Here is a 21,624-nt window from a genome sequence, read left to right as displayed (position 1 = left end):
CTTCTGTATTAAATAAATGTTGATACTTTATAGTTTGTCCTTTTAATTAACATTAACAACATTTATTTAATACAGAATAAAAGGCCTTTTAATAGTGTTATCTAATACATACCTTAAGCCCAATTTTTATATATTAAGACTACTTTGATTTATCCTCTAAGATTATCGCAGATAGTATCTCTTTTTATTTAAACACGCTGCTTTGATATCTCTTTTAATTTAAACCTAAACCTTACTTCATACTTATTTTAGATATCTTTTCAATTTTAAAAAGATATGAGCTTAACTGTGTTAGTTTAAATAACCTATCTATTATAACTACTACTATAGACGTAATGAGACATATATAAAATAAATTTACAGTATACGAATCTATTTGAACCTCTGATATTAGATGTACAAATAAATAAATTGCTATAATAACAACTATTACATTTTGTAAAATCCTCTTAAATACTTTTTTAATAAGAGCTTTTTTGTCCTTTACAAAGTCAATCGCACAGAAATCATAATTATCAATACATGGTTTCATCCATATAACCATCCTATTGCCAGGTGTCCACATATTATATCTCATCTTCCACTTATGTGTGATATACCTTTTAAAATATGATCTATGAATAACCTCAGGATAATCAATAAAATATCTTACTTTTCTCTTCTCGTTCTTTGTAAAATAAAAGATATTGCCTCTTAAAGCTATTCTAAAAAGTCTGTAGCCTTCACTCTCCATTTCCTCTAGCCATCGTTCAATCTTGCTAGGAAATAACATTAGCCAAAAATATTTTCTTATCTTAATTGGTTTATCGTATTCTTCTTCACTTTTATGTACTTCTATATTCTTAATTGAGTCTTCTATGTTTTCATCTCTTTCCATATAGCACATTCCTTTTAATTTACAAAATACTTTTTGTTTAATCTATACTAATTAACTAGTCTTACAATAAAATAGCAAACAAGCCAATATATATTAATAATATAATTTATTCAACTCTTTTTTATTTTTAATAAATATGAAATTGATCCAATTAATCCACAGACACAAGTAATTAAAGTTACTAATGCTAAACATAAAAAAACTAAAAAAGAATAATTAAAAGTAAGATACTTATATTCAGCTTTAAATATTATATTGATTAAAAAATACATTAGCACTGAAGCAAATATACCATTTAGTATTATACTTTTTAATATTTTTATAATGAAAATATTCTTATTACTTATGAAATCTTCTAAGGAGTACAGATTTTTATCTCTACAACGCTTCATCCATATGACTATTTTTCCACCAAGAATTCTTGTGTTATACATTGGCTTCCAACCAAGTCTTATGTAGGTCCTAAAGTATTCCTTATCAATTGTGCTAGCAAAATCAGTGAAATATTTTACATTCCTACTTTCACCCTTTGTAAAATAAAAGATATTCCCCCTCATGGAAACCCTATAAAGTCTATACCCTTTACTCTCCATTTTCTCTAACCATTGTTCAAGCTTACAAGGAAATAAGATAAACCAAAAGCTTTTTACTATTCTAATAGGTCCATGTTTTTTTCTTCTTTCTTACCAGTTTCAATACCATCCATTGTATATTGTATATTTTTATTTTCTCCCATAATCTCATTCCTTTTAATTAATAAACACATTTTCTTGTAATTGATAATGATTACTTTATTTTACACTAAAGCCACAAACTAGTATACACAAAACCATCGTATATGTATTAAATATGTACCACTTTTATATAGAAAAAAATTATGTATGTTCAAAAATCTTCAAAATTCAAGATTTTCGAACATACATAACTTAATTTATATAAAATATTTAGTTATCTACTTATTATTTAAAAATAAGATTTATCAAAGGTGAAACGAAAAGTATTATTGAAAGAATCACTATAAATGTTACAGTAATCCAAATCACTATGTTTTGCACCTTGTTATTTACATACTCGCCCATAAGCTCCTTCTTGTTCACAAGTACTACCATGAATATCAGTATAACTGGACTTAGCATACCAGCTATCTGCTGTGTTGCTAGCATAATTCCAACCAAAGAAATATGAGGTATTAGTACTAGTACTGAGCTGAATATTATCATAAAAGTAAATATACCATAAAAAGTAGGCGCTTCTTTGTATTTATGATTAAGTCCACTCTCAAAACCAAAGGATTCACATATAGCATAAGATGTTGATATTGGAATTATCATAGTTGCAAGTACTGATGCCCCAAAAAGTCCTGCTCCAAATAAAATTGAAGCATAATTCCCTGCTAAAGGTCTAAGGGCTGAAGCAGCTTGCTCTGCACTGTCTATTTGTATTCCAGCTTTGTATAAAGTAACTGCAGTACACACTATGATGAAGAAGGATACTAAGTCACCCCATATAGCTCCTAAATAAACATCTAATTTTTCGTACTTGTAATCTTTTAGCTTTATACCCTTGTCTACTATAGAAGATTGAAGATAAAACTGCATATACGGAGTAATTGTAGTTCCTATCATACCTATAAAGGTCAATATGAACACTTTGTCAAATTTTAGTGTAGGTGTAACTGTAGCTTTTAAAACTTCATGCCAGTTTGGCTTAACTATAAAGCAAGTTATTATATACGAAAAGAAAACAAAGGTGAAAGCTAAAAATAACTTTTCTGTCTTTGAATATGATCCCTTTGTTATAAGAAACCAAACCGCAAAAGCCATTACAGGTACTGAAACATATTTAGTCACCCCAAACAGCTCCATGCTTGCTGCAATTCCTGCAAAATCACCTATACATACACCAAAGTTAGCTATAAATAAGGTGAGCATTGCAAAAAGCGCAAGCTTTACACCAAACTTTTCTCTTATTAGATCTGCTAGTCCTTTTCCTGTCACAATAGCCATACGTGCATTCATTTCCTGAATTACAGCCAAACTGAAAGTAATAAGAAGAAGACCCCAAAGCATTTTATATCCATAAGTTGCTCCTACAGAAGCATAGGTTGCTATTCCACCTGCATCATTTCCTGCATTTACTGTTATTAGGCCTGGACCAATGATAGTCATGATAAAGAGTATCTTTTTAAACCTACTAGTCTTAACTTCACTCATAGTGCCATCCTCCTCATTGGAGCATACTCTTTAACACTGTCATTTAATGATATAATCCCTACTAATTCATTAATTTCATCTATAACCGGCAAAGAAATTACGCTGTATTTTTCCATTGTTTCAATCGCATCTTCTATTGTATCTTCATCTCTTAATATCTTCGGTTGAGTTGTCATAATATTATAAAGCTTTGTGTCTCTATCTGAAGTTATAAGCCTTAATACTGGAATAACTCCAAGAAGATTGCTTTTATTATTTATGACGTATATATAGTAAGTTTCCTCTTCATCTGGAACATTGCTCTTCATCCACTCTGCCACTTCTGCAACAGTTATATCTGGAAGGAAAGTAATAAAGTCTTTAGACATAATACTCCCAACTGTATTTCTTTCATATTCCATAAGTTCTCTGATTTCTTCTTGACTCTCCTCATCCATTTGAGTAAGAAGCTTCTCAACTCTATCATCTTCTATTTCTTCAAGAATATCTGCAACTTCATCTGATGGCATTATCTCGAAAATATCAGAGGCCTTCTTATCAGACATAGAATTAAGAAGATTAACCTGAACCTCTGTCTCTATCTCTTCAAGAACCTCAGCAGCCTTTTGATTATTCAAACTGTTAAATAGGATATGTCTACTTTTATTATCAAGCTCTTCGATTATATCTGCTATATCAGCTGCGTGTAGAGTCTCAATTTTATTTGCAGGTGAATAAAGTTGCAGATTGTTGCTTCCAGTTGATAGAGGCTGTACATTATCCCAAATAATAAGCTTGTTTCTTAACTGAAAATTAAAAGCTCCAGTCAATAATATAAATGGATATTCTACTCCAAGTCTTCTTAATAGACCTCTTGTACCTATATCAACTGCAATAAGCTGCCATTTTCCATTTATATTTCCCAGTCTTACATCATTTACTCGCTCTACTCTTTTTCCGTTAGTATCTACTATCTGCTTATCTAAAAAGTCTTTTGCTAAATATATGCCCTTACTATGTGGCAAACTTATTAATAAACTTTTTGTATTAATTTCTATATAATATCTTTCTTTACTATCTTTTGAAATATTGACTTTATCCAATGAAACGTAGAAAGATTTTGGCCCATTTTTAATCTGAACATAAGTTGCTGTAGGTTTTTCCTGACTAAAGTCTAGTATAAAATCACTTAGTTTACCGATTAATTGCCCTAATTTATTGTGAATTTCTTTGTTTAATATTTTGCTAAAGAAAAAACTAGTTGCTTTATCCATTTGTTTCACCCCTTCTACTTACAGCATCACAAAGATTTCATGATGCTTATAACTTATTCTTACAATGCTTCAAATTGCAATACATGCAAAAATGAAGTTTTTAGTTATTAGAGGGGTTCGTTAGATAGTTTACATTAAAACCATGAATACCTATTTTTAGTTTCATAACAATAACCTCCAAAGTCATCGTCACTCAAACGGCAGTTACCCGTGTGAATAACAATCCAAATTCTATATTTAGTTGTCGTCTTATCCTCAGGGTCGTCTTCCATTAGTAACCACCTCCTAATTTAATATTCATGTAGAAAATAAATAATAAAAAATCTCCTCATTCTAACGAATGAAGAGTTATATGCTCGACAAAAAAACACCTATTTTCTCCATTCGTTGAGCTTTAGCACTACAAGGCTTTGAGCATAAGCATTCATATTAATGAATGTTGTCAGCTACATTAAGTAAAACCTTAATTCGGCAGTACCTGCTGACCCATTGGCGTCTCTCGACATTTCTGGGCAGTAGCGTGTATCCTTGTAGGAACCTCACCTAACGAGGTATTCAATTTTATTACCTTTTATATAATATTCTTTTTAACATGATTTGTAAACATATTTTCACATAATTATACTATTAAAATTTTTTAACAACTTCAATTTGCATCTTTTTGTAAGTTTTTTTAGTATCTAATATAATTTTCCTTAAACTTTTTTCAAAAATTCCTTGACTTTATAATTCCTTTACTGTATATTAAATGAGTAGGCAAGTTACAAACATAATATCGCGGGGTGGAGCAGTTGGCAGCTCGTCGGGCTCATAACCCGAAGGTCGTAGGTTCAAGTCCTGCCCCCGCAACCAAAAAGCAGTTATATTTAGATATAACTGCTTACTTTTTTGTTCACTTTAGCATTGATCTAATTTCCTATCACCAACCTCTTACAAAGGCTTAACATTTAGATTTACATTCAAAGATTTTTCTTATATTATATACTGTTATTATATCTTAGTTTTTAATATAGTCTTATGTAATTAAATATATTACAACCAAGTACTTTTATTAGTTTTAAGATTAAATTTATTATTTCCTTTACATTCTATATTATTTAGTGTATAGTTATCAAGTAGGCAAGTTACAAACACAATATCGCGGGGTGGAGCAGTTGGCAGCTCGTCGGGCTCATAACCCGAAGGTCGTAGGTTCAAGTCCTGCCCCCGCAACCAAAAAGCAGTTATACTTAAGTATAACTGCTTATTTTTGTTTATTATTAATAACAAACGTATCATTTGTTAATACTCTTAAATTCTCTTAATCAATTTTTTTATTACATTTACATGGCGAATTTTTCTTATTATCTTACTTATGCACAGGATATAACCTAATTATTTATCCCTAATTCCAACTCTTCACATATAGCTAGAATATCATAGTTTAAATTGATTTTGCATTTCTTTAGTTCAATAAAAAAATCTCCTCATCCACCCTACTAACCTACATATAAATGTATATTTTAATATTTTCAATATTCCAATTAACTTATATAATCTCTTCTCAATAACGCAAGAATAACATCATCCACTAACTCACCTTTAATCATAGTTCTTTCTCTTAAAATCCCTTCTTGTAAAAAGCCTGACTTTATTAAAGCCTTCACTGATGCAACATTACCAAATGTCACCGTAGCTTCTATTCTATTAACTTTAACTTTTTCAAAAGCAAATTTTATTAATGTCTTTATAGCTTCAGTCCCATAACCTTTATTCCAGTATTCCCTATTTAGACCATACCCAATTTCACAGCTCTTAGCCTCCTCATCAAAGTTTCCCAAACTAAGATATCCAATTAATTTTTTGTCTTCTTTTCTAACAATACCCCATGTTATTTCTTCCTTAGATATAAATTCACTTTGATAATTATCTATTATTAAAAAAGCCTTCTCTTTTGTATTTATAGGAGTGAAAAAGTCATATTTAGCTACCTCAGGATCACTAAATATATCAAAAATATCCTCCACATCACTCGCTTCAACTTTTCTGAATATCAATCTTTGTGATTCTAAATCTGGAAACACATCAAAAAATCTTTTATCAATACATTGCTTAATCTGATTATTATCCATAATATATCTCTCCTAAACATTTATTAGCATAATTCAGCTACACTTTGATTTTATATCTTCAGTAATTAGTTCTATAGGTTATATTAATTTATTTGTGCCTTTATTAATCGTATTATATCAACTAATTAAGAGATTTTACAAGTATATGGTAAATTGCAAAAAAAATAACTGCTAAAAGCAGTTATTAATAAAATATCCAAATTACATTCCAACTTACACCAATGAATATATAGGTGTTAAAATTATTGCTGTGACTAGTAAAAAATAAATAGAAGTTTGGGCAACAGCTCAACATACTAAAAGATTAAATTTTCTAGTTATTATCTAAATCTATTAACTGATCTATACTTTCAATTTTATAATCAAAGTCATCCACTTGTCCAAAGCCATAACTGGCAAATACAAAAGGAATACCAGCAAATCTTGTTGCTTCCATATCCCACTGAGTATCTCCTACGTAAACTGGACTCTTTAAGTTATTTCTTTCTACTACAAGCTTTATGTTTTCCCCTTTAGTAAGCCCAGTTCTTTCCGCATTTTCATAGTCAATAAAATACTCACTTAGATTATGAGCTTTAAGAAAAGCTTCAATGTATCCTACTTGACAGTTACTAACTATAAACAATTTGTATTTTTTAGCTAGTTCCTTTATTGTATCTTCTAATTTATCAAACAAACTTCCACCATGTTCTTCTAAGTACTTACACTCATTAGCCCAGCATGCAGTTATTAAAGTTGTTCTCTGTTCATCTTCTAGATGTGGAAATAATCTTAATGGTATTTCAAGTACTGATAACCCCATTATTGCTTTTATATCTTCTACTGTTATTTGGTGAGTAATGTTTGTATTACTTATAATTTCATTAAAAGCATCTGTAACTCCTTGTGTTGAGTCCCATAGCGTTCCATCTAAGTCAAAAATAATGCTATCTATCTTCATACTTCCTCCATGTTAAAATATTATATTTCTTTAGTTCTTTACTTATCTAAACAGAAGTTAATAAGTTAGTTGTCTAGTTAAATTTGCAATTACCTTATCAACTACTTTTAATTCACCTTGCTTTATGATAAGACTACAAATATCTACTACTCTATTGTAATAAAGATTTATTGCTTTTACAAATTTGTTTTGTATTTAAGATATCTTCTTTTCTTTGCATTACTACTCTGATTTGAGCACACTATATGTCAATTCATCTAAAGCTTTGCAAGCTTCTTTATCCTTAGGTTTTCTAATAATTTTCACCAAATATTGATTTACCTCTTTGTTATACTTAGTAAATATAACTCTGCTTGCATTAGATTTAGTCATACATAAATAAAGATTATTAATTGCACCAAACAAATCGTTTCTATTTTCGTTATTAATATAAGAACTATAATTCATCAAATTTAAACTGGAATATAAATATCCAGCAGCTGTTGTTCTTAAATAAGCTTTTCCTTCATCATCATTTTTATTGTAATCAGTATTTAGTATACCGTTAGCCAGAACTAACTGATTTGTAAAGGAATCGTCTATCTCCTTTTTCTCTTGTTTCCTAAAATCATTTATTACTATAATATATAAGATAGAAATAATTAACGCAAAAGGCATTGTCTTTTTTATAATAATTTTAGCAAACTTTAATAGTTTTTTCACTAGAATACACCCTTTCTAACCTAAACTTAACATTTAATATTACACTTACATATTAAAACTTATTACTTAGATGTATCAATTTCTGTTAATCGTATTAATGCATTCTTAGCTATATAATGCATATAATAATAGTTACTAATAAGGATATTAAAAATAATTATAATAAGTCCGATAATATAGCTATTGGAGGTTCACTTATGTATAGCACTGTTATTTTCGATATTGATGGAACGATTTTAGACACAGAATTTGCAGTACTTTCTTCTCTGCAGAAATTAGTATATGAAGAAACTGACAAAAAACTAAGCTTTGAAGATTTACTCTTTTCTTTTGGAATCACAGGTGAAGCTGCGCTTTCACAGCTTGGGATAAAAGATCCCAAGGAAGGTTGCAACAAGTGGAACGAATACTTAAAAGATTATTTTCATCATATAAAAGTTTTTGATGATATGGAAGAAACTTTAGCAAAACTTCATGAAATGAATATTTCTATTGGTATAGTTACCTCCAAAACCAAACTAGAATATGAAGCTGACTTTATGCCTTTTGGACTATCTAATTTCTTTGATATAGTTGTCTGTGCCGATGACACTGAAAAACATAAACCTGATCCTGACCCTATTCTAAAATTCATTGAACTTTCAGGTTCAGATGCTTCAAAGACACTCTATATAGGTGATACTATCTATGATTTCAGATGTGCTCAGGACTCTCATATAGATTTTGCCTTAGCATCATGGGGATGTAAATCTAAAGATGGTATCAATGCAACTTATATCTTAAAAAATCCAAAAGACTTATTAGAAATAGTTAATGCAGTTTAGTATTAAGTGCAGCTTTAAATATACCCTAACTCTAATATTCAGATTGCATTAATCTATACTGATTTTCTATGCCTATTTTATACATTAACTACTAATATAATGTCAACTTATATAGATTTCTTAACTACCAATTAAGTTATACTTGTCCGATAATTGCTAGAAGCAGTGATTAATGAACAAGTATAACTTAAATCTAAATAAAGAAACCCTTTAATGCCATAACTTGAATAATAGCTTTATAGATTTACAGATGTATATAAGCCTATTCAACTTTTCTATGTTGGTTTAGACTTTTAGTATCTATAAACACTTACCACATAGTCGGTATTAGGTAGAAACTCTACATGATATTTCTTCCCCTTTATAAGGAAGTTTTTTAAATATTGGCCGCTAGTCTCAAATTCTTTATTCCCTACTGTGAATCTAGTAATCGTTGTTCTACCTTTTATAACTTTGAAATCTTTTAATTGTCCATCATAGGATTCATATTGTGAGTTCATCATGCCTGGTAGATCCTTATAATAAGGAATTATCATAGAACCGATGCCAATTGAAAATATTATAGCAACTGCACCGAAGATCTTTGCTCTTATTTTCACAGAAGTCTTTTCTTGTTTATTATTAATAATAATTAGATTAGAAATACCTAATGCAAATACAACTAATGCAAAAAAATCAATACCTATAATACGTCCTACGAATACTATCTTGAAGTTTTTAGATGTTTCCATTATTAACGGCACTATTAGTCCTATAAAAAACACCGGAATTGCAGAAATCCACATTATCTTTTTAACTATATTCTTAGACTTCATTGCTCTCGCTCCTAAAAATGTATATTTAGTATAACTTTTATAAAATAATAAACAAATGGTGCTACCAGTATAATACTATCAAACCTATCTAAAATCCCCCCGTGCCCAGGAATTATATTGCCAAAGTCCTTAATTCCATTGAATCTTTTTATTAAAGATGCTATTAAATCCCCACATTGTGATACCACTGACCCTATTACACCCATTACTAAACAAAAATACAAAAAGTTATTATCATGAAATCCTGTAAACTTTAAAATTATAATCCCGTATAAGCAGGACATCAATGCCGCCCCTATTACTCCACCCACAAAGCCCTCAATAGACTTATTTGGACTTAGCTCTGGAGTTAATTTATTCTTTCCAAAGGTCTTACCTACTGCATATGCAAAGGTATCCGCACTCCAAGCTATTATAAATACAAACCAAACAAAGATATCTCCATAATCATTTATGCTAATTATTTGACGTATAAATGAAAACATGAAAGTAACATAAAAAAATCCTATAAAAGTTATAGCTATGTTTTTTACATTTTGCTTACTATAAAAGAGTATTGAATAAAACACTAAAAAGATCGAAAATAAAACTATAAATAATCCTAGTTTTCCACTAATATCAGGCAATACAAATATGTAGTATAACGCAGAGAAACCTATTCCTATCAAGCTATAATTAATGCTAAAATCTTTAAAGGATTTATAAAATTCACTAAGTCCTATAATTATAATTAAGAGAAGAGCAACATTTATAAGTATTGAATTTTTGCTAACCATTATTCCGATTAAAATTGGTAAGCCGATAACTGAACTTATTGTTCTTTGTTTCATCATCCATCTCCTAATAACTTGATCTCTAATTTCTATTATAATCACATATCACTTAAATACAGACATATTATCAATATCTACATCACACCAAACTTGAACTTCTATATATCTATCTGGTCCGTTTTCACCATTTTTGTTCCATTCTTGAGGCATTCCATATATTGATACAACTTCTTTAATCTCTTCTAATGTGTAAACCTTTTTCCGATAAGGCTTGTGGTCATTATATCGCATTGCAGGGAAAATATCCCCGTAGGTAAAACTAATAGTGTTATGATCAAAAACTTCTATTGGAATTTTGAGTTCTTGTCCATCTTTATACCATTGTTTAATCCATTGGCATGGTCCTAAGGTCATAGAAATAGGTGTGCTTCTTAATGGCTTACCACCCTTTTCAATAAACTGTGTTCTAACCATTCGCTCTAATTCTCTTCTAATTAGCATGTAATCTTTCGGTCTCTTACTAGCAAAGGTTTGTCCGCTCTTGCGAAGATTTTCTAATTCCTTTTCAGCCTGTTCCTCTAATAAATCTGATAAGGTTTTAAAAGGCCCAACTTCAGCTTCATAGTAATGATAAAGATAGTTTGGTATTAATATCATGATATTTGTCACTTTCCCTTATAAAATACTCAGAAAAAAGTTTTTATACATTAAACCTATGCTTTAAAATATAATCCTTTTTATGCAACTATTAATTTTATCCAATTGTCTCAAACTTTTTTGAGTCTAAGTCTACAATTCTACTTCTAATATCTGACTTTGTAATAAATATTGGCTCTCCATTACTATCAATACAATATGAAATAGGAATTGAAACCCCACAGTTTCTGTAAGAACCATCAGCATGACTTGTTCCAATCACAATTGTTTTATAAGTTTTTGCAATAACCTTTGCTTCTCTCACCCACTGCTCAAACTGTTCTTCACTAAACATTCCTACTCCAATCGGATGGACAATAAAATCTATCTTTTCTTCTACTCTTTTTAAATCTCTATTAGCCTTTAGTATTTCCATACATAATATGTAGCCAATTGAATTATTATTATAAAAAACAGTTAAAGGCTCATGTAATTCTACATTTTCATCCGGTATAGTTTTAGCTCTTTCTAAGATTTTTTCACCATCACAGCTTATTATTACAGCTCTATCTTTGTTATCTTTTCTGTATGATGACACAATTGCTATTTTATACTCTTTGGCCAGTTTACAAGCCTCTTCTAAAGCATTTTCATCTGACAGATATCCTTCAGGATATAATACTAAATCAATACTATCCTTAGCTTTTATATCATTCTTCATCTGTTCAATTTGTTTTTCATGTATTGGTTGTCCAATTAAAATTCTCATAATAATTCCCCTTCTTAAGAAGTGCTAACTCTATAGTTTATTTTTATGAAATCAACATATTTCTTATAAAGATCAGTCTCACTTATATGAAGAACCTCATCAATCTTATTAGGTGCCTTTACTAGCTTTCTTAATTTATCATAGCCAAACAAATTTACTATAGCCTCAACCATAGTATAGGAGTATTGATAACCATCAAGAGCAAAGAAAGCTTCAAAATCTTCTCCAGTATCTAAATCTTTGAACGTTGGAATGTTCCCATTACTTAGCCCTTCACTAACCGTTTGTCTTATCCAACTTTCACTATTATCCTTGGCTTCATAACAAGCAATTCCTTCATTTAACCACCTTGGAGTATTACTATTTATTTTATTAACTAAAATATGTACAAATTCATGAATTGCAGTATTTACTACATTGTGAAAATTAGATCCTGGTGGTGGATTTAGAGGTGATGCTATTATAATCTTCCCAGCTCCAAGCCCTCCTCTTATCCAAGTTGGAGCATCTTGTAGCCCTAAAGCATTATGAAGTGATTTAAGATTAGAATAAATCTCTATAATTAATTTATTTTCTAGTTTCTGCTCTAAGTTAATTGTTATTCTGCTATAATTTTTTTCTAGTGAATCTATAACTTTGCCTATGCACTCAGTATCATTTTCTCTAAAGCACACTATAAAATGCTCTGTCTCTACTCTTAAGTTAAGCTTATTTTCAGCTTCTTCATTAGAATTTTTAATTTCTCCAAACAAATATTTATTCTCTACTTTATTATTAGCAGCATTCATTCTATTTATCTCCTTAACAGCGGTCGCCTAGACTTTGCTTTATGTTATACTCAATATCTGAAACTCAACACTACTAGATTCTGTCAAACTTAATTATTTAAAAAACTCTAAATTGTAAAATTCTAATTTAATTCTGTTAGTATTATTATTGTATTAAGCTATAAGTGTACTCAACGCTCTTTTCATAGTTTTTCAAATTACCTAAGCTTTCCTGTTCCATGTTAATAATGACAAAACTTAGAATTAAAAGAGGCAATATTACTAATAATTTCATAAACTTATTAAACTTAATGCTTTTATCTGCAAAAAAATATGCTGAATGACATATTAATAAAATTACTAATATACTACTAGATATAGCATTTGCTTTTGTCTTTTTTATATCAATTATTACGGTTTTAAAATTATGAAGAAGCTCACTATTATTACTATTTTCTATTACATTTTTTCTTGTATCTTTGTCAGATATGGATATATCCCAACTAACATCAACTTTACTACCATTTCCTATATGGCTTGATTTTGCATAATATTTACCTGTTTTAGTCTGAAAAATGCTATCTTCATTAGTAAATATATTTGGATAGAGTATATTTACTATACTTATAACTATATATATTAGCGCAAATATCACATATTTCTTCCTCAAAACATTCCTCCCGATAATTAAATAATTAAGATCTAACTTTCTACCATAATATTCTATTAATGTACATAATTATAACTTAATTTACTTGTAGCTACAATAAAAAGAAAAGCAACCTAGTAATATGAAGCTATGCCCCTTTTTCTAAATGTTAGATAATTCTTGAGAATTTTATGAAAAACAAAAGGTAAAAAACTTAGTCTTAAAGTTTCTCACCTTTTAAGAAGTATTATATTGAATTATAATTAAAGCTAAACCTCCATATATGACCAAATGAAATCCTAACTCTTCCTTTTATCTCTTATATTTTTAGTGCAAATGATGTCAGATTGTTTTATGCATCTTTAAGAATTTCGTTCTGAAGTTTCCTGCTCAGAGAATTTAGCACTATCCTATAGGACATATCTATCATCTGCTTTACCACATTGTCAGGTACACTGCCGTCAAAATATACTGAATTCCAATGCAATTTATTCATATGATATCCTGGAACAATATGTTCATACTCATCTCTAAGCATCTGTCCAAAGAAGGGCTCACACTTTATTGTAATAATAGACTTATTATATTTATCTCCTCCAACCATAAGAAAAATTTTTTCTCCAACAAAATATCTTGTAGCATTCCATTCTTCCTTAAAGTCTTTTATTGCGCCTTGCTTCGAAAGGCAATATTCATCTAACCATTCATAGTTCATAAAAACACCCCTTTTCTAATGTTACTTATCAATACCTAATTCACTAAATACTTTCGCTAATCTTTCTTTTTCATGCTCAGCTACAGGAAATGTTGTATTATATGAATAATGCTGAAGTACGTCCGCATCCTTAAGAATTTCTTCATATATCCCGCCTACATCATTTTTATTACTATGGTTATAAATAGCCCTACAAATAGTATTAACTTCTTCTTCTGTAAACAACTTAAGTTCATTTAAAATTTTCCTTGCTTCTATAGAACCTAGTTTTGCGTGTTCATAACTGTCTCCAGCTTTATAGGTATAAATATCGTGTAGCATACCTGAAACAGCACTTATTTCTGAATTTTCTCCCCGCCTTAATGCAAGAATACTACAGTTAGCAGATACTCCATATAGGTGAACATACCCATGACGTCTTATTTCTGCATTAGACTGTTTCATTAAAATATTATCTACTACTTGATGAACTTTTTCTAATCTATTCATAAAATCACTTAATGCTTAACTTAAAAATTTAGACTATAAGCACTAACCCTCCCTTCATTTTTACTTATATATTAAATTTAACTTTATAAATTATTACCTCAATATGTCTAAACCTAGATATCTCAACGGCTTTAGAAGCTTTTTATGGCTATACAGCAAAAATAAATCTTGTTGACTTTCAAAGTTTCCTCATATTCATTCGTAAAGGGAGATATGATTTTATTTTATTTTGCTTAGCCCTAGTAGTTCTGTCTTTCCATCCCATTCAATCTTAACCTTTATTCCTCTATCAGTATCACTTGGCATTCCACCAGTGTTTTTCATTTTACCAGTATATTCATTTTTGTCCTTAAGCAGAAACAGATTGCTTTCTCCTTCTTTAGGTCCATCAATAGAATATTGAACTTCAGTTTTTGGTTTTTCATCCGTTCCAATATATTTAAAGGTATAATAGCTATCATGCTTCTTTTCGTTTCCTTCTATTTTATAAGTTACTTCCCAATTTGGACTTTTTCCTTCATAGTTGATTACAGTGTTCCTTACCGCATTTTCTTTATTCTTACAACCAACTAAAAGTAACGATAAAATAACCAGTACATAAATAATCTTCTTCATAGGCTCTCCTACTTTCTTTTCTGTGTTATTATTGATGTAGCTATCACTATTAAAACTTATATTTTAAAAGTTTATACTTATAGTGTTCCATTACAAAGTCATAAGCTATACATATTTGAATAATACACATCTGCAACTGTTGCATAAATATTTTAACAGTTGAATTTAAAACTTAATTTACACTTTATAGAGAAATGAAGTTCATTTGAGATTTTTTTCAGGTGGAATTTAGCAGCTTAAAAACATTATACTCAAGACTAAATTCCAAGATAATTATCTCCGACCATCTTGCTTAAGGCTTGTCTAAAAGAACCTTCAAAGTTATTGTTATTTGGATCTACAGCAAGTTCACAGCGAGCGGTGTACGCCATTATATAAGTTGAACATGCTGATATTTTCATAAGCTCCTCTTTTGTAAACTTTTTTCCACGGACATTTTCATATTCTCTTACAAATTCATAGGCTTCATTTTGCGACGGAGTTATCTTAACTGGAATATCCCAAGTAGTGGTAAAAGTACTTGCAGCTATGCCAAGTAAATGATATTCGTCCTGAAGAGATAAACTGTCCCAATCATAAATCATTACTATTTCATCATTAATAAAGCGGAAATGCTTTAAAGACCAATCGCAATGTCCTAACACCAAATTTTCAGGAATAGAATTTATTATTTCCTTTGATCTTGAGGCAATATTATCAATCCAAGTGGCAGCTGTTCCTGCCTTATTAAAATCAAATAATGCATTATGAGGAGCTGGAAAAAGCTTTTCGTTTTTATAGAAATTAAAGTATTTAAATCCATCAGTGTTGATATATGGATTTGTAAGCTTTATCAACTCAGCATACTTTTCTGCTATAACTTTTCTGATACTTGGATTATGTGCATCTTTTTGTGTTCCAATATCTTCATAGCTATTCACTGTCACAATCACATCTCTGTATTCAATAGGTGGCATAATAATTTTAGGACACGGGAATTTGTATTCTGAAAGCTTCTCTTGAACTCTAGAAATAGCATTCATTCCCTCAAAGGAACATTGAGCTATTGAATCATCATTATTTGGCTTATTAATCTTCAGAAATATTTCTTGTCCATTCTTTAACTTTAATCCAAAAGATACCCCAACACTAAGCCCTGCGTATAAACACTCACCAACTTCACTTTTAAGATAAGTCTTGCAAAAATCATCAACAAACTTTGTTAAGCTCACAGCATCTGTTGTACCAAGAATGGATTTTGAAAGTATTAAATTCATTTCATTTTCAAACAACTTTGCCAACTTTTCATATAAACTGCTTTCAACCATAACCTTCTAACCTCTCTTTTATTATTGTTTTGCCAACACCCATATTAATCCGAAAAACATAACTGGAATCATAATAAAAAAAGAAACTCATACAAATTTCATTTTATTTATAGGATTTTCTTCTTCAAATCTTAATTTAACCATGGTACGCACTTCAACATTTATTATAACATCTACTACCATTATGTGTAAAAACAAACTACTTAAAGATAACCACTCTACTGATTTAATATAAGTTAAAGATGTATTACTTCAATCAGAAATTTTTCCCAACGCCTCTCTGAGTTCCGAGATGAGAATTTAGAAATAAAACTTTTATTACGTACAGGCATCGCAAAAGTACTTTTTTCATTATTTTTATAGATTCTTGAATACATCGACCTGTAAAACACCATACTTATATAAGGATATATAAGTAGAAGAAATACACTTGATAAGGAGAATCTTAATTGTTAGTAGATTATTTATCTAAATTATTTTTACAACTAGTCTTTTATTCAAAACCTAATATAGAATTCTCAGAAGAAGAGATACAAGAGTATGAAAGTATTATTTCTGAACCTAATAGCTTTCTTATAAGATATAATAGTAGATTTCCTAAATATAGATTTATACAATACCTTTCTTTGAAAGAAAACTTCATACTTCACGGTACTAACAATAAAAACATTGAAGAATTTGAACCTAGAATACAAACACTTTTTAACGGAAAAATCACTGAAGCTGTATTTGCTTCTAAAGATGGTATATGGCCAGTATTTTATGCAGTATTGGATAGAACTAAGCTTGAACATAGTATAAGAAATGGCTGTGTTCAGATAAAAACTGGTCCTAAATTTTACTTTTTTTCTCTTTCAAACGATGATTTAAGAAAAAAGCCTTGGACATCTGGAATGATATATCTGCTTCCATCTGACTGTTTTAATAAAGTTAGTAATGGTTCTATACACTTTGATGAGTGGATTTGTGAAAAACCAGTAAAACCAATAGCAAAATTAGAGGTAAGTCCTAGAGATTTTTACTTTTGGACTAAAACCACATCACATAAGGAAAATGAAAACATTCCTACAACTATAATAAAATATAAGCTTAGAAATCTAGTAGGAGTTAAAAAGAGTGCCTTAATACATAGTAAATAATCGTTTACTAATAATTAAAGCCATGCATAGATTGCTCATAAATGAATATGCATGGCTTCTTTCGTATCAATTTTATTGTTTAGATTTTCGCTATTATATAAAAAATCTTCAGTTACACTAACTTGCTTAAATCCAAAAGAAATTTCATGTTCAAAATTTGTAATACCTACAATTAAAATTGAGGTTGTTAATGTAGTAATAATTAAATTTTTAATGATATCACTCCTTTTGATTATTAAACTAAAAATAATCTTGTTAAATCACTTATTTATAAAATCCATAACATCTCTTCTCATGCTCTTGGGTACTTCCTTTGCCTTTCTTCCAACTCTAAAAAACATCTGAATTATCTCACCTTTATTAGTATAATCTTTATGAAAACTTTCATACTGAGCTTTCATCTCAGGATATTCTTCTAATACCTGACTTAGCGGCTGCATAACTAGTCCTAAAGAGTGCGCATTCAGCACCAAACTACTATATATCATTCCACTTTTCACTTGTCCAATGCGACTGTTATCTTTTGTGATTACCATACCATATGCAGAGGTGTTTTCTACTGCTGTTTTAGTGGACTTAATGTATAGATCACTTGAAGCTTTTTCACTATTCATTGAAGGAATAAGAGTTATAAGCCCTTGCATCAAGTACTTTTTTACACCAGTTATGTCTTGTCCTTCAAAGGAATAACCATATCTATATTTATTCTTCTCATACTCATTGACACGAAACACCTTAGCTGATTCTTCATTCATCCTATGGATGTTTGCTTCAATTTCAGCACCCTTCATGGCATATTCGCCTAACCTTTTCAAACTATTTTCATCATCAAATGTTTTTACTTTGACGTCTTCATCACTTAAATTTAAAAAGAGCTCTGTCTGTTCTTTTGTTAACTTAGTTTTCTCGTAAACTTCTCTATTTGTATCAGGTAAAAACATAAAATCATATAACTTACTTTCTTTATTTTTAGCTTCAGAAATAGTTACTTTAGCCACTGGTCTTTCCTTCATACTTATAGCTAAATTTTGTTCATCATATTGTCCTTTTGGAAAGAAATCTATATTTACCTTATATCCAAAGTGTTGTCCTGAAACCACAATATATTGTAAAAATGTTCCTTGCGTTATCATTGTTTGTCTTGCAAAAGGATCTACTTCTGAGGTTAACAAATCGCTATTTGCATATAAATAAAAAGCATCTTTGTCTTGGTCTAGCTTTATAATCCATGGTTGCATATTATGACCACTGGCAGCTAGAATACCATTTGATATAAGTTTTATTCTTTTATCTTCGAATTTATCAGAATAGCTCTTATCCCATGGCTCCAAATATTTGTCTTTTACAAATGCCCCGCCAGCTGTAAATACTACTAAAAATAACATGATTAATCCTATAAATAATATTAATAATACCTTCCTCAAATTCTTAACACCTCTATACTTCATTGCATCTCCCCCTTTTTTATTTTAATTGTGTTAGAAATTTTTCAAATTACAGTCGCTTATTGCAATAGTTTCGAAAGATTTTCTGTATAAACCTTAATCACTCAAATTAAGCCTTTTCTTATATCACAGTAAGCTTACTTATAATATTATTTCCTTATGGCTTTTGTAATCATATAAAAAGCATCTTCCAAAATATCTTCCGAATTGCGCTTATGATACTCTTGAATATAATTTTTCTTAACTTTTAAAGTATTAAATACCCCTAAGGTACACGACCATAATACTAAAGCAGTGTTTGTAATATCTATTTCATTATCAATAGTTCCATCCTCAATTCCTATCTTTAATGAACAAGTAAGATAATCAAATATTCTTTCTCCGAGCTCATAGCATTCTTGTTTAGCCATGTCTGTTACTCCAGTAGAAAAGTCCATTTCACCGTTTTCATAATTCATTATTGCACTAAAATAATCCTCATATTGTTTACTAAATTCTAAGAAAATTAATCCAAGTTTTCTTATCTTATATATTCCAGTATCATTGCTTGCCTTTTTTTCATAATCATCTATCATTTGTATTAGAATCTTATAACCTCTAATCATTATTTCAAAGTAAATCTGTTCCTTGCTCTTAAAATAGACATACACTGTCCTTTTACTGAACTCTGCTGCTTTTGCTACATCATCCATAGTCGCAACATCATAGCCTTTAGAGAAAATTACTCTCTCAGCAGCATCTATAATATCTCTTCTTCGTATTTCTTTTTCCTTTTCTTTACGTTCCTCTGCTCCCATAATCTTAAATCTCCAAATCCTCAGCATAATTATATTTTAGACGCACCCTCAAGTAAACTAAGAGTTTACTTAACTGCATTATAGTGTATATATGCATTTTTTTCAATATTAACTTACTTATATTACAATGTTTAACAAATAACTTTATTATACCTGTCTTTGAAAGTATATAAATCTATATAAATATAACTAGCATACGTTAAGCCTTTTGATTTACTTTGATATCAATGCCTAATATTTATCAATCCATTCTTTAATATAAAAAAACTAGAGCGAAGGTTTTAATAAATTTAATACCTCCGCTCTAGTTTTTAACTTTTACTTTATATGGCTAAATAAGTTTAAGATATTAAAGCAATAATGCAGTAATGCCTTCATTGATGAAGCCTATTAGTTAGAATTTATATGTTATATCTTGTTTACAGATTTTTTTGAACTTTATTTATATTTACCTTATGTACTTGATTAACCTATTTATTCCTCATCTAACATTGCTATGAGCTTATTTATTGTATTCCAATTTCTAACTGTATCAGGTACATCTAGCTTACCCAGATTATTAGCAAGCTTAGAATTTCTTATGCTTTTGCTAAATAGTAAAAATATATCTCTGCCAATGATTTTATATTTGTTGTCCTCATCCACATATTTATTTATCAACTGAATTTTTTTCTCTAAAGGTGCAAACTTCATAAGAGATACATATAAACATTCTCCTTCAGCAGCAGCTTTTGCTTCCGTTATTTCAGTTTCTAAAAATGGACAGTTTTTTATTATATCCCTTAATTCTTTTCCAGACCTCAAAATTATCTTACTACTAAATCCAAACTTAGCTTCAAATGCTTCTTCAATTTTATTTATTATGGCTTCTTCATCTTCACCCGATTTAAAAATCACATTTCCACTTTGAATATATGTCTTAACATTAACATAACCTAGTGACTCAAATAGCTGTTTCAAATCCGCCATCTTAATTCTATTTTTTGTACCAACATTAATTCCTCTCAATAAAGCTACATATGTATCCATATAACCCACCTTATTCTTAGTCTAATTTTAAGTTTTAAAAATTACTGCAGTTACCATCTTTCATAGTGAATTATTTCTTCAATATTCTTTCTTGGACGTGGTTTTGGAAGCTCATCAGCATAGCCTAAGGTAATAAGTCCTAATAAGTATTTATCTTCAGGGATATTAAGTATTGGCCTAATTTCTTTTTGTGTAAACCAAGCTACCCAACAAGTACCTAATCCTAAATTTTCAGCCTGAAGAAGCATATGCCCTATAGCAATAGAAGTGTCTCTTATAATCTGCTTAACTTCTTCTTGAGGGCTTTGTTCATCTATCTTTATTTCTACTGACTCATCAATTCTAGATCTTATATCACCAACACAAGCAATAAAAACAGGAGCTGTCATCATCCATTTTTGATTATGCGAAACTTCCGAAAGTTTTTGTCTGACTTCTTGTGATTTTATAATTACGAAATGCCATGGTTGAGTATTGCTTCCAGATGGGGCAAGCCTTCCGCTCTCTATAACTTCAATTATCTTCTCGTCTTCAATCATCTCATCTTTATATTTTCTAATACTTCTACGATTTAGTATTTCATTCAACAAAATAATCTCTCCTATCTTTGTAATAATCGAATCAGACATCTACAAATTATGATATAACATTGCAAATAATCTCTAACATTAGAATCCTCTTCTATTGTATATATTATATAACTTTTAAATAAACTATGGAAATGTATTAAATAAATGTTGTTAAATATATTTGTACAAA

At 29.6% G+C, this 21,624-nt stretch carries 24 protein-coding genes, 2 tRNA genes and 1 riboswitch; of the genes, 4 read left to right on the top strand and 22 right to left on the bottom strand.

Features of this window, described 5'->3' with window-relative positions; genetic code table 11:
• Positions 1-232: 232 nt before the first annotated feature.
• From JHL18_RS22090 to JHL18_RS22070, 5 genes are all read right to left on the bottom strand, one after another.
• The gene (locus JHL18_RS22090; protein ID WP_200273262.1) at positions 233-877 is read right to left on the bottom strand and encodes a DUF2812 domain-containing protein; all 645 of its coding nucleotides are present in this window, start codon (positions 875-877) and stop codon (positions 233-235) included.
• Positions 878-987: 110 nt separating this feature from the next.
• On the bottom strand, positions 988-1,509 hold the full coding sequence (locus JHL18_RS22085) for a DUF2812 domain-containing protein (RefSeq protein WP_338025502.1): 522 nt from the start codon (positions 1,507-1,509) through the stop codon (positions 988-990).
• 327 nt (positions 1,510-1,836) lie between these two features.
• Positions 1,837-3,090: an Nramp family divalent metal transporter gene (locus tag JHL18_RS22080; RefSeq protein WP_200273258.1), complete on the bottom strand. Its 1,254-nt coding sequence runs from the start codon at positions 3,088-3,090 to the stop codon at positions 1,837-1,839.
• On the bottom strand, positions 3,087-4,343 hold the full coding sequence (locus tag JHL18_RS22075) for a magnesium transporter (protein ID WP_200273256.1): 1,257 nt from the start codon (positions 4,341-4,343) through the stop codon (positions 3,087-3,089). Before JHL18_RS22075 ends, JHL18_RS22080 begins: the two co-directional genes overlap by 4 nt.
• Before the next feature lie 134 nt (positions 4,344-4,477).
• The gene (locus JHL18_RS22070; protein ID WP_200273254.1) at positions 4,478-4,615 is read right to left on the bottom strand and encodes a hypothetical protein; all 138 of its coding nucleotides are present in this window, start codon (positions 4,613-4,615) and stop codon (positions 4,478-4,480) included.
• Positions 4,616-4,715: 100 nt separating this feature from the next.
• Positions 4,716-4,901, bottom strand: a riboswitch (M-box (ykoK) riboswitch).
• A gap of 218 nt (positions 4,902-5,119) precedes the next feature.
• Here JHL18_RS22070 and JHL18_RS22065 point away from each other — a divergent pair.
• Both JHL18_RS22065 and JHL18_RS22060 read left to right on the top strand, forming a co-directional pair.
• Positions 5,120-5,195 (top strand) — tRNA-Met (locus JHL18_RS22065).
• A 287-nt stretch (positions 5,196-5,482) separates the two neighbouring features.
• A tRNA-Met gene (locus JHL18_RS22060) sits at positions 5,483-5,558 on the top strand.
• Between the two features lie 308 nt (positions 5,559-5,866).
• Here the strand turns inward: JHL18_RS22060 and JHL18_RS22055 are convergent.
• From JHL18_RS22055 to JHL18_RS22045, 3 genes are all read right to left on the bottom strand, one after another.
• On the bottom strand, positions 5,867-6,454 hold the full coding sequence (locus JHL18_RS22055; protein WP_200273252.1) for a GNAT family N-acetyltransferase: 588 nt from the start codon (positions 6,452-6,454) through the stop codon (positions 5,867-5,869).
• 313 nt (positions 6,455-6,767) lie between these two features.
• Positions 6,768-7,394: an HAD family hydrolase gene (locus JHL18_RS22050; RefSeq protein WP_200273250.1), complete on the bottom strand. Its 627-nt coding sequence runs from the start codon at positions 7,392-7,394 to the stop codon at positions 6,768-6,770.
• 222 nt (positions 7,395-7,616) lie between these two features.
• Entirely contained in the window at positions 7,617-8,096 is a 480-nt protein-coding gene (locus JHL18_RS22045) for a hypothetical protein (protein WP_200273248.1), read from the bottom strand.
• Positions 8,097-8,293: 197 nt separating this feature from the next.
• On the opposite strand from JHL18_RS22045, the gene JHL18_RS22040 reads away from it, so the two are divergent.
• Entirely contained in the window at positions 8,294-8,920 is a 627-nt protein-coding gene (locus JHL18_RS22040) for an HAD family hydrolase (RefSeq protein ID WP_200273246.1), read from the top strand.
• A 293-nt stretch (positions 8,921-9,213) separates the two neighbouring features.
• On the opposite strand, the gene JHL18_RS22035 is transcribed toward JHL18_RS22040, so the two are convergent.
• The 10 genes from JHL18_RS22035 to JHL18_RS21990 form a co-directional block, all read right to left on the bottom strand.
• Positions 9,214-9,735 (bottom strand): hypothetical protein, encoded by a 522-nt coding sequence (locus JHL18_RS22035; RefSeq protein WP_200273244.1) that lies wholly within the window; start codon positions 9,733-9,735, stop codon positions 9,214-9,216.
• Between the two features lie 11 nt (positions 9,736-9,746).
• Complete coding sequence (locus tag JHL18_RS22030; protein WP_200273242.1) at positions 9,747-10,565, bottom strand: phosphatidate cytidylyltransferase; 819 nt, start codon at positions 10,563-10,565, stop codon at positions 9,747-9,749.
• A gap of 48 nt (positions 10,566-10,613) precedes the next feature.
• Positions 10,614-11,165 carry a hypothetical protein gene (locus JHL18_RS22025; RefSeq protein WP_200273240.1) on the bottom strand — a complete coding sequence of 184 codons (552 nt, stop codon included), beginning with the start codon at positions 11,163-11,165 and terminating at the stop codon, positions 10,614-10,616.
• 97 nt (positions 11,166-11,262) lie between these two features.
• Entirely contained in the window at positions 11,263-11,913 is a 651-nt protein-coding gene (locus tag JHL18_RS22020) for a carbon-nitrogen hydrolase family protein (RefSeq protein WP_200273238.1), read from the bottom strand.
• A gap of 14 nt (positions 11,914-11,927) precedes the next feature.
• Positions 11,928-12,701, bottom strand: coding sequence for a peptidase MA family metallohydrolase (locus JHL18_RS22015; RefSeq protein WP_200273236.1), 774 nt, complete (start codon positions 12,699-12,701; stop codon positions 11,928-11,930).
• A 145-nt stretch (positions 12,702-12,846) separates the two neighbouring features.
• Positions 12,847-13,350, bottom strand: coding sequence for a hypothetical protein (locus JHL18_RS22010; protein ID WP_200273234.1), 504 nt, complete (start codon positions 13,348-13,350; stop codon positions 12,847-12,849).
• A gap of 331 nt (positions 13,351-13,681) precedes the next feature.
• Positions 13,682-14,044: an MmcQ/YjbR family DNA-binding protein gene (locus tag JHL18_RS22005; protein WP_200273232.1), complete on the bottom strand. Its 363-nt coding sequence runs from the start codon at positions 14,042-14,044 to the stop codon at positions 13,682-13,684.
• A gap of 21 nt (positions 14,045-14,065) precedes the next feature.
• Positions 14,066-14,533 (bottom strand): HD domain-containing protein, encoded by a 468-nt coding sequence (locus JHL18_RS22000; RefSeq protein WP_200273230.1) that lies wholly within the window; start codon positions 14,531-14,533, stop codon positions 14,066-14,068.
• A 219-nt stretch (positions 14,534-14,752) separates the two neighbouring features.
• Positions 14,753-15,148 carry a hypothetical protein gene (locus tag JHL18_RS21995; protein ID WP_200273228.1) on the bottom strand — a complete coding sequence of 132 codons (396 nt, stop codon included), beginning with the start codon at positions 15,146-15,148 and terminating at the stop codon, positions 14,753-14,755.
• A 257-nt stretch (positions 15,149-15,405) separates the two neighbouring features.
• Complete coding sequence (locus tag JHL18_RS21990; RefSeq protein ID WP_200273226.1) at positions 15,406-16,455, bottom strand: hypothetical protein; 1,050 nt, start codon at positions 16,453-16,455, stop codon at positions 15,406-15,408.
• A 449-nt stretch (positions 16,456-16,904) separates the two neighbouring features.
• Here JHL18_RS21990 and JHL18_RS21985 point away from each other — a divergent pair, with 449 nt between their 5' ends.
• Positions 16,905-17,594 (top strand): hypothetical protein, encoded by a 690-nt coding sequence (locus JHL18_RS21985; protein WP_200273224.1) that lies wholly within the window; start codon positions 16,905-16,907, stop codon positions 17,592-17,594.
• A 260-nt stretch (positions 17,595-17,854) separates the two neighbouring features.
• On the opposite strand, the gene JHL18_RS21980 is transcribed toward JHL18_RS21985, so the two are convergent.
• From JHL18_RS21980 to JHL18_RS21965, 4 genes are all read right to left on the bottom strand, one after another.
• Positions 17,855-19,042 (bottom strand): hypothetical protein, encoded by a 1,188-nt coding sequence (locus JHL18_RS21980; protein WP_243278108.1) that lies wholly within the window; start codon positions 19,040-19,042, stop codon positions 17,855-17,857.
• A 146-nt stretch (positions 19,043-19,188) separates the two neighbouring features.
• On the bottom strand, positions 19,189-19,836 hold the full coding sequence (locus tag JHL18_RS21975; RefSeq protein ID WP_200273222.1) for a TetR/AcrR family transcriptional regulator: 648 nt from the start codon (positions 19,834-19,836) through the stop codon (positions 19,189-19,191).
• 474 nt (positions 19,837-20,310) lie between these two features.
• Positions 20,311-20,865 carry a DUF1697 domain-containing protein gene (locus JHL18_RS21970; RefSeq protein ID WP_200273220.1) on the bottom strand — a complete coding sequence of 185 codons (555 nt, stop codon included), beginning with the start codon at positions 20,863-20,865 and terminating at the stop codon, positions 20,311-20,313.
• A gap of 50 nt (positions 20,866-20,915) precedes the next feature.
• The gene (locus JHL18_RS21965; RefSeq protein ID WP_420839237.1) at positions 20,916-21,494 is read right to left on the bottom strand and encodes a nitroreductase family protein; all 579 of its coding nucleotides are present in this window, start codon (positions 21,492-21,494) and stop codon (positions 20,916-20,918) included.
• Positions 21,495-21,624: the final 130 nt, after the last annotated feature.

Source organism: Clostridium yunnanense, assembly GCF_016595795.1.
GTDB classification, from domain to species: Bacteria; Bacillota; Clostridia; order Clostridiales; family Clostridiaceae; genus Clostridium_AR; species Clostridium_AR yunnanense.
The sequence above is the reverse complement of the archived record's forward strand: the minus strand, read 5'-3'. Positions and strand labels throughout refer to the sequence as shown.